We start from the raw sequence: 13,999 nt of genomic DNA, 5'->3' as shown, positions 1-13,999 counted from the left end.
ATGCCGGGATGAACCCGAAAGCTCACGAACCCGCTAGTTTACCTGCTCCCGGCCCCGACGCGCTCGCGCAGTCCGAAACCCTCGCCGCGCAACTGCGCGACGAGATCGCGGCGGCCGGCGGCTGGCTGCCGTTCGACCGCTTCATGGAGCGCGCGCTGTACGCGCCCGGTCTCGGCTACTACAGCGGCGGCGCCCGCAAGTTCGGCCGCCGCGCCGACGACGGCAGCGACTTCGTCACCGCGCCCGAGCTGTCGCCGCTGTTCGCGCAGACGCTCGCGCGGCCCGTCGCGCAGGCGCTCGCGGCGAGCGGCACGCGCCGCGTGATGGAATTCGGCGCGGGCACCGGCAAGCTCGCGGCGGGGCTGCTCGCGGCGCTCGACGCGCTCGCAGCCGAACTCGACGAATACCTGATTGTCGACCTGTCCGGCGAGCTGCGCGAGCGGCAGCGCGACACGCTCGCGGCGGCTGCGCCCGGCCTCGCGTCGAAGGTGCGCTGGCTCGACGCGCTGCCCGAGCGCTTCGAGGGCGTCGTGGTCGGCAACGAGGTGCTCGACGCGATGCCGGTGCGGCTGTTCGCGAAGGCGGACGGCGCGTGGCGCGAGCGCGGCGTCGCGCTCGACGCGCGGCAGGCGTTCGTGTTCGAGGACCGGCCGGCCGCGCCGGCCGACGTGCCGCCGGCGCTCGCCACGCTCGACGGCGTGAGCGACGGCTACGTGGCCGAGACGCACGAGGCGGCGCTCGCGTTCACCCGCACCGTCTGCACGATGCTCGCGCGCGGCGCGGTGCTGCTGGTCGACTACGGTTTCCCCGCGCACGAGTACTACCATCCGCAGCGCGACCGCGGCACCCTGATGTGCCACTACCGGCACCGCGCGCACGACGACCCGTTCCTCTATCCGGGGCTGCAGGACATCACCGCGCACGTCGAATTCTCGGGGATCTACGAGGCCGGCGTCGCGACCGGCGCGGACCTGCTCGGCTACACGTCGCAGGCGCGCTTCCTGCTCAATGCCGGCATCACCGAGGCGCTCGCCGCGATCGACCCGTCCGACGTCCACGCGTTCCTGCCCGCCGCGAACGCGGTGCAGAAGCTGATCTCGGAAGCGGAGATGGGCGAGCTGTTCAAGGTGATCGCGTTCTCGCGCGGGCTCGACGGCACGCTCGACGCGTTCGCGCGCGGCGACCGCTCGCACGCGCTCTGACGGGAACGGCCGATGCTGCGCTGGCTGATGGCGTCATTCGTCGCGGTGATGATCCTCACGCGCTGCTGGCCGTGGCTCGGCAAGCTGGGCGTCGGACGGCTGCCCGGCGACGTGACGCTGACGCTTGGCGGGCGGCGCTACCCGTTTCCGTTCATGTCGACGCTGGTGATCACGATGCTGGTGTCGATGGTGGCGCGGCTCGTCTGACGCGCTGTGCGCGTCACAGCTCGATCTCGCCAAGGATGCGATGGGCGAGCGCCTTCGCTTCGTTGAACGCCTCTTCCTCGTTCGGGCTCGTGCTGCCGACGTCGTACACCGTGTTGTCGGGGGCCTCCCCTTCGTCCCGGCTCAGGATCACATAGCCCTGGAACTGGCCGTGGCCGGCGTGCCGGGTATGCGCCTTGGCCGTGTAGATGCCCTTCGTGAACGTGTTGGTGTCCATGATGCCTCTCCCGCAAAAGGACACTTCATCGTAGCACCGCGCCGCAACATGTACAGCGGTTCGTGCGGCTGTGTGTGACGCTGCGCGGTCCGCGCGACGGCATTCGAGATGCGTGGCCAGTGATCTCCCGATCGTCACTTCTCGGCACGCGGTGGCGCTTCCAGTTCGCGCAGACGTTTCTTCAGCCTACCGTTTTCCGCCATCAGCGCGGCAAACGCGATCGTCGTCGCCAGTGGAAAGTACCACTGGCCTGCGTAGTGCAGCGTGGCCCACGCGACGCCAGATGCAAAAACCGCTGCTGCGATTAACTCAAGCCGATCGCGGAGCCGGCTCATGCTGCGGCTCGTCCAAATACGCGGGCCCGACCTGCGTAAGCGCGCGAATTGATCGAGGGATTCAGAATTTCGGGATGGCGTGCAATCAAATAGTATATTTCGGTCGGGACTGGCAGACCATTGCGTCCCGCCCAAAGTTGTATTTTTGAGATTGTGGACACGGTTTTATTCGAGCAAGCCAATGATTCGTCGGTGGCAACGATCATGCTGCCAATCAAAGCTCCAATGTAATAAGACGCTCCAATTGAAGACAGTACCAGCAGTTTTTCCAAACCAGTTGTGGCAGCAATCAACTCGCCTACCGTGGCGCCGGTGCCAAGCGATTTTAAGGTGCTCAGAAGCGTTGTCAGCGTTCCGATCGCCATTTGCTGCGATTCAAACAGGCTCGATGGTACTGGCAGGCCCAGCGACGCCATGTTTTCTTTCAAAGCCGGATAAAATCCTTTGCATGCTTTCATCTCAATATAATCGGATAGTTATGAATAACGCCGAATATACACCATTCGGCACGGCTTCCATGCTTTGCCGTTCCGGTTGGATTAATCGAATGCTCTGGGTCCTGGCCATGTCGCGCGCGTTCGGTTTTGCCTGATCTTTCATTGGCCGATTGCTCGCCGTCGTCGGCAACGTGTTGCATGAGCACGTGCACTCTATTTATTGTTTGGCAACGCCTGAAAGCTCGAACGCGCCATGTGGTGCTTCCCGCGTCAGCCCTCCAGCAGCGCGACCACCTCGTCGAGCGTCGGCGCGTGCGCGCCGGTGTGGCGGCACGCGGCGGCGCCCGCGGCGAGCGCGAACGCAAGGTGCGCCGGCCACGGCCGCTGCGGCGCCGCCATCAGGCTGAACAGCATCCCGCCGATCGACGCGTCGCCCGCGCCGACCGTGTCGGCCACTTCGACGCGCGGCGGGCGCGCTTCATGCGTGGCGCCGTCCGCGTACAGCGTCGCGGTGTCCGCGCCGCGTGTGACGAGCAGCGCCGCGCGCGGATTCAGCGCGCGCAGCGCTGCGATCGCAGCGTCCTCGCTGCCGCCGAACAGGTGCCGCAGGTCTTCGTCGGACGCCTTGATCAGGTCCGCGAGGCCGGCCATCTTCTCGAGCGTCGGCCGGTACGCGGCCGTCATCAGGTTCCGGTAATTCGGATCGAAGCTGATCTTCACGCCGCGCGCATGCAGCTCGGCTGCGAGCGCGATCAGCGTGCCCGCGAGCGGCTCGCGCACGAGGCTGATGCAGCCGAAGTGCGCCCATTTCACGTGATCGGCCCAGCCGGCCGGCAGCCGCTTCGGGTCGAACGCGAGATCGGCGCTCGCTTCGCCGATGAAGAAATACGCGGGCGGCCGCGTCTCGTGGACGATCGCGAGCAGCGGCGGGCGCGCGACGCGCTGCAGGAACCGCAGGTCGAGCCCGGCCGCTTCGCTCGCGCGCCACAGCGTGTCGGAGAAGCAGTCCTCGCCGATCGCGCCGGCGAGCGCGCTCGGCACGCCGAGCCGCGCGACCGCGCGCGCGACGTTCCAGCCGGCGCCGCCCGGCACCGAGGTCCAGTGCGCGCCGCCCGCGCGCACCATGTCGGTCAGGATGTCGCCGGCGGACACGAACGCCGGAAAGCCGCCGCCCGTCATTGCGTCGGTTCGCTGCGCGCCGTGCGCGCGAGCGTCGCGAGCACGTCGTAGCACGCGCCCATCGTGTGGTAGTCGGTCTTGCCGGCGGGGCTCTTCTCGTCGCTGTACTTGCGGTTGTCGCAGGTCAGGATCCGGTACCACGCGCCGTAGCGGTGATCGACGAAATGCGCCCAGCTGTAGCGCCAGATCTCGTCGTACGAGTCCCAGTAGCGTTCGGCGCCGGTGCGCGCGCCGAGCATCGCGGCCGCCGCGAACGATTCCGCCTGCACCCAGAAATACTTGTTGTGATCGCAGATCGTGAAGTCGGGGCCGAAGCCGTAGCAGAGCCCGCCGTGATCGGCGTCCCACGCGTGCGCGAGCGCCGCGTCGAACAGCTCGGCCGCGCGCGGCGCGAGCCAGTCGAGCGGGCGGTGCCGCTCGAGGATCAGCAGCAGCTTCGCCCACTCGGTCTGGTGCCCCGGCTGGAAGCCCCAGGGCCGGAAGATGTTCGAGCTGTCTTCCTTGTTGTAGTCCCAGTCGACCGACCAGTCCGCGTGATAGTGCTCCCACACGAGGCCGCCCGACAGCGCCGCCTGGCGCCGCGTGACGTGCGTCGCGAGCTTTTCCGCGCGGTCGAGGTAGGTGAGGTGGCCGGTCGCCTCGTACGCGGCGAGCAGCGCCTCGGTCATGTGCATGTTCGCGTTCTGGCCGCGGTAGCTCGACACGATCCAGTTCGGTGTCGCGTCGTCCGCGTAGAGGCCCGCGGCGGCGTCCCAGAAACGGTGCTCGGCGAGTTCGTAGGTCGCGGCGATCAGCGGCCGCGCCTCGTCGACGCCGGCCATCGTCGCGTGCGCGGCGGCGAGCAGCACGAACGCGAGGCCGTAGCAGTGGCGCGTGCCGTCGAGCGTCGCGCGCTTCGCGCCGTCGCGCCAGTCGAGTTCCCAGTCGTAGCCCTGCAGCGCGTCGTCCCAGTGCGCGTCGCGCAGGAAGCGCAGCCCGTGGCGCGTGTATTCGAGATGGCGCGGATCGCCGAAATGCCGGTACGCCATCGCGTAGTTGAAGACGAACCGGCAACTGCTGACGAGGTGCCGCGACGTGCGGTTGTACACGCTGCCGTCGTCGCGGAAGTAGTGGTAGAAGCCGCCGGTCGGATCGAGCGCGTTCGGTGCATAGAAGCGCAGCGTGTCCTCGACGTGCGACAGCAGGAACGACGGATCGCGGAAGCTCGCGACGAACGGGGCCGGATGGGCGTGCGCGGCCGGCGTCGCCGGGGCGGGTTGGGCCGGGGGCGTAGTCATGATTCGGTGCTCGTGGCGGTGACGGGCGCCCGCGTCGCGGCGGGCCGGCTGCTGGCCCGCACGATCAGCTCGACGGGCAGGCAGACCTCGGTGTGTTCGGGGGATTCGGCCAGCAGCAGCTCGACGCCGCGGCGGCCGAGCGCTGCCTTGTCGACGGCGAGCGTCGTGAGGGGCGGGCTCGCATGCGCGGCGGCGGGGATGTCGTCGAAGCCGACGATCGCGATGTCGTCCGGCACCCGCAGCCCGCGCGCGATGCACACGCGCTGCGCGGCGAGCGCGGCCGCGTCGTTGTACGCGAACACCGCGTCCGGGCGCGGGCCCGGCGCGTCGAGCAGCTGCTGCATCGCGCGCGCGGCGCCGGTGTCCGGGTCGAGCCCGGCGTCGATCGTCACTTCGTAGGCCGGGTCGAAGAGCCGCCCGGCTTCGAAGAACGCGCGCCGGTAGCCGATCGCGCGCTGCGTGATGCTGTAGTGCGCGGGCGAGCCGCCGATGAACGCGATGCGCGTGCGGCCGGTGGCCAGCAGATGGCGCATCGCGAGCGCCGCGCCGGTCGCGTTGTCGATGTTGACCGAGCGCAGCCCGGGCGCCCACAGGTCGATCAGCACGAGCGGGCGGCCGGTCGCGGCGAGCGCCTCGATCGTCTCCGGCTCCATGAAGCCGGCCACCGCGATCGCGTCCGGCGCGTGCGGGCGCATCTGGCGCAGCACGTCGTCGTTCGGGCCGACGGTCAGGAGCGTCGGCACGATGCCGCGCTCGCGGCACGCGTCCTCGACGCCGTGCAGCACGTGCGAGAAGAACGGGCTGGCGGGAAAGCGGTTGTGCTGGCGGTGCAGCAGGAAGGTGAGCCGGCGGATGCGCGGCCGCAGTTGCGCGGGATCGTAGCCGAGGCGCTGCGCGATCTCGACGATGCGCGCGCGAGTGGCTTCGGACAGGCCGGGCTGGTTCTTCAGCGCGCGGGACACGGTGCCGATCGAGACCTCTGCCGCCCGCGCCACGTCGCGAATGGTGGTGCCCATCGTTCGGAAATCCGGTTTGTTTAGGGTGACGGCGATTGTATAGTAAAACGTAACGGGAAAATCGCGCCAGATTGCCGGGGAATACCCGTAAATCCGCGAATTTAAAGCACTAATCTACGTCGACGCTTTTACTAAAAATACTAAACAGGCGCGACGAAAGGCAAGGTGTCCGCGCGTCGCGGTTAGGGCCTGTTCACGCTAATAACGGGCTTGCGAACGTGCCTTGCCGGCCGTCCCCCAAGGGGACTTCCTTTGGGCGCGTGCAAGGAGGAAGGAGCGCCGTTTGGCCGAGCCAAACAAGCGACGCGCGACGCCGCAATGCGGCCGGCAAGGCACGTTCCCGTAACTAAAAAATTCCTGCTTGGGGCTGGCCGCCAGAAGGGCCGATCGCCGCGTCATGCTCCTTGCGAATACGTCCAGTATTCGCTGCGTCGCATTCCTTGCGCTCGGCCCTTCTGGCGGCCAGCGCAAGCCCGTTATTAGCGTGAACAGGCTCTAATGCGGCGCCGCGGGTGGTTCGCCGCGCGCGAGCAGCGCCGCGCGGCCCGCATCGAGATCGACGACCGCGAGCCCGTCGGGCTGCTGCTTCGCGCGCCGTTTCGCGAGCGCCGCGACCGACGCGATCTCGTCGCTGCCGTAGCGCATCGCGCGGTGCGCGCCAGCCGGCACGCCGACCGCGCCGATCGCCATCGTCACGAAGCCGAAGAACGCCGGGTTGCCGTGGCGGTCCTCGCCGCGCAGGCCGCCCGCGCGCTGGTCGGTCAGCGTGTAGAAGCGCTGCGCGCCGTCGTTGAAGCGGCCGATCGCGGCCGCCGTCCGCGCGCGCCAGTCGTCGCTCTGGAACAGCACCAGGAAATCGTCGCCGCCGACATGGCCGAGGAAGTCCCGCTGCGGATCGCAGATGCCGGCCAGCACGGTCGCGGCGTACTTCAGCACCTCGTCGCCCTGCCAGTAGCCGTACTGGTCGTTGAACGGCTTGAACTGGTTCAGGTCGACGTAGCACGCGTGGAACCCGGCGTCGCGCGCGAGCAGCCGGTCGATGTGCGCGCTGATCGGGATGTTGCCGGGCAGGAACGTCAGCGGGTTCGCATAGCGCGCGGCCTCGATGCGCATCTCGGTCACCGCGCGCACGAGGCTCTCGCCGGTGCCGAGCCCGACGTAGCGGCCGTGCTCGGTGATCACGAAGCCGTCCGCGAGATAGCGCTGGTCGTTGTTGGCGAGCAGCAGCGCGAGCTGTTCCACCGTCGTCGCGTTCTCGATCATCAGCGGCGCGTCGTTCGCGAACTGCAGGCACGGCTTCTTGCCGAACACCTCGCGGTGGTACGGCAGCGCGAAGCGGTCCATGAAGCTGCGGCGGTTCACGAGCGCGACGGGCCGCTCGTGCTCGACGAGCGCGACCGCGTGCAGCTCGGGCATCCGGTTGAACAGCGCGAGCACGTCGTTGCTGGTCGCGTCGCGCGGCAGCGCAGGCGCCGCGACGAGCATCTTCGCGGCGACCGTGCCGCTCGGGCGGGCCGCGCGCGATGCATCCGGAAACACCGCGATGTGCGGCGCGCGGATCGCGTCGCGCGCGGCGGGCGTGACGACGCGCTCCGGCTGCGCATGCGGGCGGCCGAGCAGGAAGCCCTGCACGCAGCAGATGCCCATGTCGCGCACGACGATCAGGTCGCGCTCGTGCTCGACGCCTTCGGCGATCAGCGTCGCGCCGCTCGCGTGCGCGAAGTGCTGCATCGCCTTGACCGCCTCGAACTTCAGCGGATCGAGGGCGATGTCGTGGATGAAGAAGCGGTCGATCTTCACGACGTCGGGATGCAGGCGCAGCCACAGGTTCATGCTCGCGTTCGCGGTGCCGTAGTCGTCGAGCGCGAACTGGATGCCCGCGTCGCGCAGCGACGCGACCGCCGGCGCGACCTGCGCGAGATCGGTCGTCGCGTTCTGCTCGGTCAGCTCGATCACGATGCGCTCGGCGGCGATCTGCGCGCGCTCGAGCAGCGTGCGGGCGCGCTCGCGTTCGCGCGCGAGCTGCAGGATCGCGCCCGCGCTGAAATTGAGGAACAGCTTGCCGTCGCAGCCGAGCGCGGCGAACGCGTCGAGGCAGGTGACGGCGGCCGCGTGTTCGAGCGCGATGGTCGCGCCTTCGCGCGCCGCCTGCGCGAACAGTGCGGCGGGCGGCTCCAGGTCGGTGCCGCGCGGGCCGCGGATCAGGCCCTCATAGGCGATGACCGTGCCCGAGCCGAGGTCGACGATCGGCTGGAACACGGCGGCGAGCGCACGATCCGCGATCAATCGCGCGGTGCGGGCGGCATCGGGAGCGGCGGGGGTGGCGGACATGGCAGGACGGCCGAAACGTCGGAACGCCCGGCTTAACGGCGCCGCGCAGGAAGAATTGAATGAATTTTTCGTGACGCGATGCGCCGTCCTGGTGCATCGCCACGAATCATGGCCGCCGCGTCGCGCGGCGCGGGCCGGGTGAGGGCGTGACGGCGGCCCGCGCGTCAGCGCTTGCCGGCGCTCAGCGCGGAAGCGACCGGGCCGGGAGCCGCGCCCTCGTCGCCCGGTTCGCCCAGCCGGCGCGCGCCCCAGCGCTGCGCGAGCGCCGCGCAGGCCATCAGCTGGATCTGGTGGAACAGCATCAGCGGCAGCACGATCGCGCCGACCGCGTGCGCGGAGAAGATCACCTTCGCCATCGGCACGCCGGCGGCGAGGCTCTTCTTCGAGCCGCAGAAGATGATCGTGATCTGGTCGGCGCGGTTGAAGCCGAGCCGCTTGCTGACGAACGCGGTCAGCAGCAGCGCGATCGCGAGCAGCACCAGGTTGACGGCCAGCAGCCCGGCGAGCGCGCGCGGAGGAATCTGGTGCCAGAGACCCTGGTCCACGGCCTCGCTGAACGCGACGTAGACGACGAGCAGGATCGAGCCCTGGTCGACGAAGCGCAGCACCGCGCGGTTGCGCTCGATCCAGCCGCCGATCACGGGCCGCAGCAGCTGGCCGGCGACGAACGGCACGAGCAGCTGCATCACGATGCTGCCGACCGTGCTCCACGGCGACGCGCTCGCCGCCGACTGCGTCGTGATCATCAGCCCGACGAGCGCCGGCGTGACGAAGATGCCGAGCAGGCTCGACGCGGACGCCGCGCAGACCGCGGCCGGCACGTTGCCTTTCGCGATCGACGTGAACGCGATCGACGACTGGACCGTCGACGGCAGCGTGCAGAGGAACAGCACGCCGGCATACAGCGCCGGCGTGACGAGCGGCTGCAGCACCGGCTTCAGCGCGAGGCCGAGCAGCGGGAACAGCGCGAAGGTGCTGAGCAGCACGACCGCGTGCAGCCGCCAGTGCGTCGCGCCTGCGACGATTGCTTCGCGCGAAAGCTTCGCGCCGTGCAGGAAGAACAGCAGGCCGACCGCGATGTTGGTCGCCCAGTTGAACGCGTGCGCGGCCGGGCCGCGGCACGGCAGCAGGCTCGCGAGCACGACGGTGCCGACGAGGGCGAGCGTGAAGTTGTCGGGGAGGTAACGGGGGCGGGCCATCGGAATCTCGATCGGGACGATAGGAGGGCGTGCCGCGCACGCGCGAACGCCGCACGCGCGGACGCCGGTATTTTCCCGGTTGCCGATTCAAACCACAAATTCATTGTATGAATCGATTGATGAATCGGATGAATGCTGAGCGGCCGATCGCGCCTGTCGCGCTGGCGACGAAAACGGCAGAAGAATGTGCTGCGACGATCCGTCCCCTACATGAAAAACCTAGCAGTAACATGGTGTTACACCGATGCCCCGGACCTAACACTTTTTGGCTCGACACGATTTCGCCTCGCTCATAAATTACTGCTGAAAGGCGTGCGCCCGCTCAGGACGGGGCTCGCGGCAGGCAGAATCAGGCTCTGAACGATGACGGATCGGGTGAAACGGAAGATCGGACGATGGGTGGCGGGCGTGCTCGGCGCGCTGCTGGTGCCGCTCGCGCTTGCGCAGCCCCCGCACGGCGGACACGGGTTCGGCGGCGGCGGCGATCGCGGCCTGCGCGCATCCGGTCAGGCGTCCGGTGGCCCGCCCGTCTGGCGTCATGCACCGCAGTGGGCCGGTAATCCCGGGGCCCGCATGGGGGTCAACGGCTACGGCCCCCGCTGGGGCCTGCGGCCGACGCCGTCGTACGGCCACTACGCCGCGCAGAGCCCGTACCGCCCGATCAGCGCCGACGCGCGCCAGGTGCCGCGCCCGCCGGGCGGCGGCAACATGCCGCTGCGCGCCGGGTCGATCCGCGCCGACGTCGCCCGCTACAACGAGGAGCGGGGCGGCCGGCCGCTGCCGCCGCCGCGCGCGCAGGACGAGCCCGCGCATTCGCTGTATTTCTCGCCGTTTTACCGAAACTGAGCGCGCCCGCGTTCTGTCCCCCGCCGACTGATGCGAATTCGCCACAGTCGCGCATCGATTTCCGCTGATTTTCCCGCCGCATTGCGCTATCTTTCGCGCCCGGTTCGCGCGTGACGCGTCGCCGTGCCGCCGCGTGACGCGCTCGCGCGTTGCCGCCGCGCCCCGTCTGTCGCCGAACCGCCGTCGCGAAGTTAATGCCGCCGCTATACCCGCAATAAGCCCATGCATTTTTGACCGGAAAAATGATCCGCAAAGATGGCTGCGCCCCAGCACGACGCAAGCGGCGGCCCCTATAACAACGCTCGCGCCGCCCCGGTTTCTTATCGACAATACCTGGAGATCCCATGAAAGCATTTGCCCGCCGTGCGTCGAGCACGTCCGCCGCGCTGGTCGCGGCCGCCGCCTGCGTCGCCGCCGCGCCCGTCCACGCGCAATCGAGCGTCTCGCTGTACGGCCAGGTCGACGAGTGGGTCGGCGCGACGAAATTCCCGGGCGGCGATCGCGCATGGAACGTGTCGGGCGGCGGGATGTCGACGTCGTACTGGGGTATGCACGGCACCGAGGATCTCGGCGGCGGCTACAAGGCGATCTTCACGCTGGAGAGCTTCTTCCGCGCGCAGAACGGCCAGTTCGGCCGCTTCAACGGCGACACCTTCTTCGCGCGCAACGCGTACGTCGGCATCAATTCGCCGTACGGCACGGTGACCGCCGGCCGCCTGACCACGCACCTGTTCCTGTCGACGATCCTGTTCAACCCGTTCTTCGACTCGTACGTGTTCTCGCCGATGGTCTATCACACGTTCCTCGGCCTCGGCACGTTCCCGACCTATCCGAGCGACCAGGGCGCGGTCGGCGATTCGGGCTGGAACAACGCGGTGTCGTATACGTCGCCGGCGTTCGGCGGCGCGAACTTCGGCGTGATGTACGCGCTCGGCAACCAGGCGGGCGACAACGGCGCGAAGAAGTGGAGTGCTCAGTTCAACTATGCGAGCGGGCCGTTCGCGGCGACCGCGGTGTACCAGTACGTGAACTTCAACAATGCCCCGCGCGACCTGGGCACGCTCCCCGGCGTCACCGGCATGAAGAGCCAGGGCATCGCGCAGGTCGGCATGACGTACGACCTGAAGTACGTAAAGCTGTTCGGCCAGTACATGTATACGAAGAACGACCAGGTCGCGGGCAGCTGGCACGTGAATACCGGGCAGGGCGGCGTGACGGTGCCGCTCGGCGCCGGCACCGCGATGGCGTCGTACGCGTACTCGCGCGACGCGGGCGGCCTGAACCAGACGCGCCAGACGTGGGCTGTCGGCTATGACTACCCGCTGTCGAAGCGCACCGACGTTTACGCCGCGTACATGAACGACCACATCAGCAGCCTGTCGAACGGCAACACGTTCGGCGCCGGCATTCGCGCGAAGTTCTGACCCCGCGGGCACCCCGCCGCGCGAGCCGCGGCGGATTCGCGCCCTGTTTCGTTTTGTTGAACGGCGCCGCCAATTGCGGCGCCGTTTTGCTTTTGTTGACCTTTCTGTTTCCTCTCTTTTGCTACTCTATCTCGTAATTTCCCGATTCTCTGGAATTCCGAGCCAGTTCGATGGATACCCTCGTCAGCATGAATGTGTTTCGCTACGTCGTCGAAGTGGGCAGCTTCGTCGGCGCGGCGGAGCGCATGCAGATGTCGGCGGCGATGGCGAGCAAGCACGTGATGCATCTCGAGCAGCAGCTCGGCGCGCGGCTGCTGCATCGCACGACCCGCCGCGTCGCGCCGACCGAAGCGGGGCGCGAATACTACGAGCGCCTCGTGCAGGCGCTGTCCGAGCTCGACGAAGCCGGGCAGGCGGTCGGCGCCGCGAGCGTCGTGCCGCAGGGCCGGCTGCGCGTGACGTCGCTGTCCGCGTTCGGGCTGCGCCACGTGATGCAGGCGGTGACCGACTACGCGGACCGCTATCCCGACGTGACGGTCGAGATCACGCTGTCCGATCGCGTCGTAGAACTGATCGACGAAGGCTACGACGTCGCGGTGCGCGCGGCGCCGAGCGGGCTGAAATCGTCGTCGCTGGTCGCGCGGCAGATCGCGACCGCGCACATCATGCTCGTCGCGTCGCCCGAGTACCTAGAGAAACGCGGCACGCCGCAGACGATCGCCGATCTCGCGCACCACAACTACCTGCGGCGCGACACGAACTCGACGATGCTCGATGCGATGGTGACCGATGCGGCCGCCGCGTCGCGCGTGAATCTCAACGGCAACCTGATCGTCAACCACCTCGAAGGGCTGCGCGCGGCCGTGCTCGGCGGCGCGGGCATCGCGCTGCTCGGCACCGAAGTGGTCGGCGACGACCTCGAGGCCGGGCGTCTCGTGCCGGTGCTGCTCGACGCGGTGCCGCCGCGCGAGCTGCCGATCTACGCGGTGTACGCGAGCCGCCGCCATGTGTCGGCGAAGGTGCGCTCGTTCGTCGATTTCCTCGCCGCGCGGTTCGAGAACGAGTCGCTGTGCCCGTCGATCGAGGCGCGCCTGCGCGTGCTGCCGATCACGCGCATCAAGCGCACGGGCTGAGCGGCGCGGCAGTCGCCGCAGGAACGTCGCGACAAACAAAAAGCGCGAACCCCGTGAGGCGTTCGCGCTTTTGCTTTGCTGCGGTGACGCGCCGCGTCAGCGTGCGATGCCGAGCCGCGCCTTCGTGTCGTCGTACTCGCGCTTCAGGCGCTCGACGAGCGTCGCGACGCTCGGCAGGTCGTCCATCAGGCCGACGCCCTGGCCCGCGCCCCAGATGTCCTTCCACGCCTTCGTCTTGTCGCCGCCGAAGTTCATCTTCGTCTTGTCCGATTCCGGCAACGCGTCCGGGTCGAGCCCCGCTTTCTCGATGCTTTCGCGGATGTAGTTGCCGTGCACGCCGGTGAACAGGTTCGTGTAGACGATGTCGGCGGCCTTCGCGTTGAGGATCGCGTGCTTGTAGTCCTCGACCGCGTGCGCTTCCTGCGTCGCGATGAAGCGCGTGCCCATGTACGCGAGGTCGGCACCCATCGCCTGCGCGGCGAGGATCGAGCCGCCGTTGGCGATCGCGCCGGACAGCACGATCGGGCCGTCGAACATCCTGCGCACTTCGCCGACGAGCGCGAACGGCGACGTCGTGCCCGCGTGGCCGCCCGCGCCGGCCGCGACGAGGATCAGCCCGTCGACGCCCGCTTCGAGCGCCTTCTGCGCGTGCCGCAGGTTGATCACGTCGTGCAGCACGATGCCGCCGTAGCTGTGCACCGCGTCGACGATCTCGCGCGACGGGGCGCGCAGGCTCGTGATGAAGATCGGCACCTTGTGGTCGACGCACACGCGGATGTCGTGCTCGAGCCGCGCGTTCGACTGGTGGACGATCTGGTTGACCGCGATCGGGCCGATCACCGCATCCGGATGCTTCGCCTTGTGGTCGGCGAGCTCGGCCTGGATCTGCGTGAGCCATTCGTCGAGCAGTTCGGCCGGGCGCGCGTTGAGCGCCGGGAACGAGCCGACGATGCCGGCCTTGCATTGCGCGAGAACGAGTTCGGGATAGCTGACGATGAACATCGGCGACGCGATGACGGGCAGCGTCAGATGCTGAAGGACGGCGGGCAGTGCCATGTGAAGTCTCCTGATTCCGAACGTGGCCGTACGGCTGCGCGAACGGCGTTTCGAGTGTAGCCGGTGTGGCCGCAGTGAAGGTCTGCAGCACATATTAATACGAACGATCGTGCGTTTGCGTG

14 protein-coding genes are annotated in these 13,999 nt (G+C 68.5%); 5 read left to right on the top strand and 9 right to left on the bottom strand.

All coding sequences use genetic code 11. The annotated features are described in order from the left end of the window. Window positions 1–8 precede the first annotated feature (8 nt). On the top strand, window positions 9–1,202 hold the full coding sequence (locus tag B7P44_RS16335) for a class I SAM-dependent methyltransferase (protein ID WP_084906742.1): 1,194 nt from the start codon (window positions 9–11) through the stop codon (window positions 1,200–1,202). Between the two features lie 12 nt (window positions 1,203–1,214). Then, window positions 1,215–1,409, top strand: coding sequence for a DUF2905 domain-containing protein (locus B7P44_RS16330; protein ID WP_084905871.1), 195 nt, complete (start codon window positions 1,215–1,217; stop codon window positions 1,407–1,409). A gap of 13 nt (window positions 1,410–1,422) precedes the next feature. Here the strand turns inward: B7P44_RS16330 and B7P44_RS16325 are convergent, their stop codons facing one another. The 8 genes from B7P44_RS16325 to B7P44_RS16290 all read right to left on the bottom strand — a co-directional run bounded on the left by B7P44_RS16325 (window position 1,423) and on the right by B7P44_RS16290 (window position 9,418). Continuing rightward, on the bottom strand, window positions 1,423–1,644 hold the full coding sequence (locus tag B7P44_RS16325; RefSeq protein WP_010090460.1) for a hypothetical protein: 222 nt from the start codon (window positions 1,642–1,644) through the stop codon (window positions 1,423–1,425). 134 nt (window positions 1,645–1,778) lie between these two features. Next, window positions 1,779–1,979 (bottom strand): hypothetical protein, encoded by a 201-nt coding sequence (locus tag B7P44_RS16320; RefSeq protein ID WP_084905869.1) that lies wholly within the window; start codon window positions 1,977–1,979, stop codon window positions 1,779–1,781. Then, window positions 1,976–2,437 (bottom strand): hypothetical protein, encoded by a 462-nt coding sequence (locus B7P44_RS16315; RefSeq protein ID WP_084905867.1) that lies wholly within the window; start codon window positions 2,435–2,437, stop codon window positions 1,976–1,978. The genes B7P44_RS16320 and B7P44_RS16315 overlap by 4 nt, the downstream gene beginning before the upstream one ends. Window positions 2,438–2,686: 249 nt before the next feature. Further along, on the bottom strand, window positions 2,687–3,595 hold the full coding sequence (locus B7P44_RS16310; RefSeq protein WP_084905865.1) for a carbohydrate kinase family protein: 909 nt from the start codon (window positions 3,593–3,595) through the stop codon (window positions 2,687–2,689). Next, on the bottom strand, window positions 3,592–4,872 hold the full coding sequence (locus tag B7P44_RS16305) for an AGE family epimerase/isomerase (RefSeq protein ID WP_084905863.1): 1,281 nt from the start codon (window positions 4,870–4,872) through the stop codon (window positions 3,592–3,594). Before B7P44_RS16305 ends, B7P44_RS16310 begins: the two co-directional genes overlap by 4 nt. After that, a complete protein-coding gene (locus B7P44_RS16300; protein WP_084905861.1) occupies window positions 4,869–5,888 on the bottom strand; it encodes a LacI family DNA-binding transcriptional regulator in 1,020 nt (339 codons plus the stop codon). Before B7P44_RS16300 ends, B7P44_RS16305 begins: the two co-directional genes overlap by 4 nt. A 495-nt stretch (window positions 5,889–6,383) precedes the next feature. Continuing rightward, on the bottom strand, window positions 6,384–8,219 hold the full coding sequence (locus B7P44_RS16295; RefSeq protein ID WP_084905859.1) for an EAL domain-containing protein: 1,836 nt from the start codon (window positions 8,217–8,219) through the stop codon (window positions 6,384–6,386). Window positions 8,220–8,383: 164 nt separating this feature from the next. Continuing rightward, entirely contained in the window at window positions 8,384–9,418 is a 1,035-nt protein-coding gene (locus tag B7P44_RS16290; RefSeq protein ID WP_084905857.1) for a bile acid:sodium symporter family protein, read from the bottom strand. A 363-nt stretch (window positions 9,419–9,781) separates the two neighbouring features. Between B7P44_RS16290 and B7P44_RS16285 the strand changes: the two genes are divergently transcribed. The 3 genes from B7P44_RS16285 (at window position 9,782) to B7P44_RS16275 (ending at window position 12,821) form a co-directional block, all read left to right on the top strand. Further along, on the top strand, window positions 9,782–10,264 hold the full coding sequence (locus B7P44_RS16285; protein WP_084905855.1) for a peptide-binding protein: 483 nt from the start codon (window positions 9,782–9,784) through the stop codon (window positions 10,262–10,264). Between the two features lie 344 nt (window positions 10,265–10,608). Further along, window positions 10,609–11,688: a porin gene (locus B7P44_RS16280; protein ID WP_084905853.1), complete on the top strand. Its 1,080-nt coding sequence runs from the start codon at window positions 10,609–10,611 to the stop codon at window positions 11,686–11,688. Between the two features lie 170 nt (window positions 11,689–11,858). Continuing rightward, window positions 11,859–12,821, top strand: a complete 963-nt coding sequence (locus tag B7P44_RS16275) for a LysR family transcriptional regulator (RefSeq protein ID WP_084905850.1) — start codon at window positions 11,859–11,861, stop codon at window positions 12,819–12,821. 96 nt (window positions 12,822–12,917) lie between these two features. Here the strand turns inward: B7P44_RS16275 and B7P44_RS16270 are convergent, their stop codons facing one another. After that, the gene (locus B7P44_RS16270; protein WP_084905848.1) at window positions 12,918–13,877 is read right to left on the bottom strand and encodes an NAD(P)H-dependent flavin oxidoreductase; all 960 of its coding nucleotides are present in this window, start codon (window positions 13,875–13,877) and stop codon (window positions 12,918–12,920) included. Between the last annotated feature and the right edge of the window lie 122 nt (window positions 13,878–13,999).

Origin of the sequence: Burkholderia ubonensis subsp. mesacidophila (assembly GCF_002097715.1) — a bacterium.
Classification (GTDB): Bacteria; Pseudomonadota; Gammaproteobacteria; order Burkholderiales; family Burkholderiaceae; genus Burkholderia; species Burkholderia mesacidophila.
This window is presented reverse-complemented; position numbering and strand designations above follow the sequence as displayed.

Excerpts from the sequence above, each read along its gene's own strand:
- B7P44_RS16335 (WP_084906742.1), top strand. The coding sequence starts at position 9 with ATGAACCCGAAAGCTCACGAACCCGCTAGTTTACCTGCTCCCGGCCCC.
- B7P44_RS16330 (WP_084905871.1), top strand. The coding sequence starts at position 1,215 with ATGCTGCGCTGGCTGATGGCGTCATTCGTCGCGGTGATGATCCTCACG.
- B7P44_RS16325 (WP_010090460.1), bottom strand. The coding sequence starts at position 1,644 with ATGGACACCAACACGTTCACGAAGGGCATCTACACGGCCAAGGCGCAT.
- B7P44_RS16320 (WP_084905869.1), bottom strand. The coding sequence starts at position 1,979 with ATGAGCCGGCTCCGCGATCGGCTTGAGTTAATCGCAGCAGCGGTTTTT.
- B7P44_RS16315 (WP_084905867.1), bottom strand. The coding sequence starts at position 2,437 with ATGAAAGCATGCAAAGGATTTTATCCGGCTTTGAAAGAAAACATGGCG.
- B7P44_RS16310 (WP_084905865.1), bottom strand. The coding sequence starts at position 3,595 with ATGACGGGCGGCGGCTTTCCGGCGTTCGTGTCCGCCGGCGACATCCTG.
- B7P44_RS16305 (WP_084905863.1), bottom strand. The coding sequence starts at position 4,872 with ATGACTACGCCCCCGGCCCAACCCGCCCCGGCGACGCCGGCCGCGCAC.
- B7P44_RS16300 (WP_084905861.1), bottom strand. The coding sequence starts at position 5,888 with ATGGGCACCACCATTCGCGACGTGGCGCGGGCGGCAGAGGTCTCGATC.
- B7P44_RS16295 (WP_084905859.1), bottom strand. The coding sequence starts at position 8,219 with ATGTCCGCCACCCCCGCCGCTCCCGATGCCGCCCGCACCGCGCGATTG.
- B7P44_RS16290 (WP_084905857.1), bottom strand. The coding sequence starts at position 9,418 with ATGGCCCGCCCCCGTTACCTCCCCGACAACTTCACGCTCGCCCTCGTC.
- B7P44_RS16285 (WP_084905855.1), top strand. The coding sequence starts at position 9,782 with ATGACGGATCGGGTGAAACGGAAGATCGGACGATGGGTGGCGGGCGTG.
- B7P44_RS16280 (WP_084905853.1), top strand. The coding sequence starts at position 10,609 with ATGAAAGCATTTGCCCGCCGTGCGTCGAGCACGTCCGCCGCGCTGGTC.
- B7P44_RS16275 (WP_084905850.1), top strand. The coding sequence starts at position 11,859 with ATGGATACCCTCGTCAGCATGAATGTGTTTCGCTACGTCGTCGAAGTG.
- B7P44_RS16270 (WP_084905848.1), bottom strand. The coding sequence starts at position 13,877 with ATGGCACTGCCCGCCGTCCTTCAGCATCTGACGCTGCCCGTCATCGCG.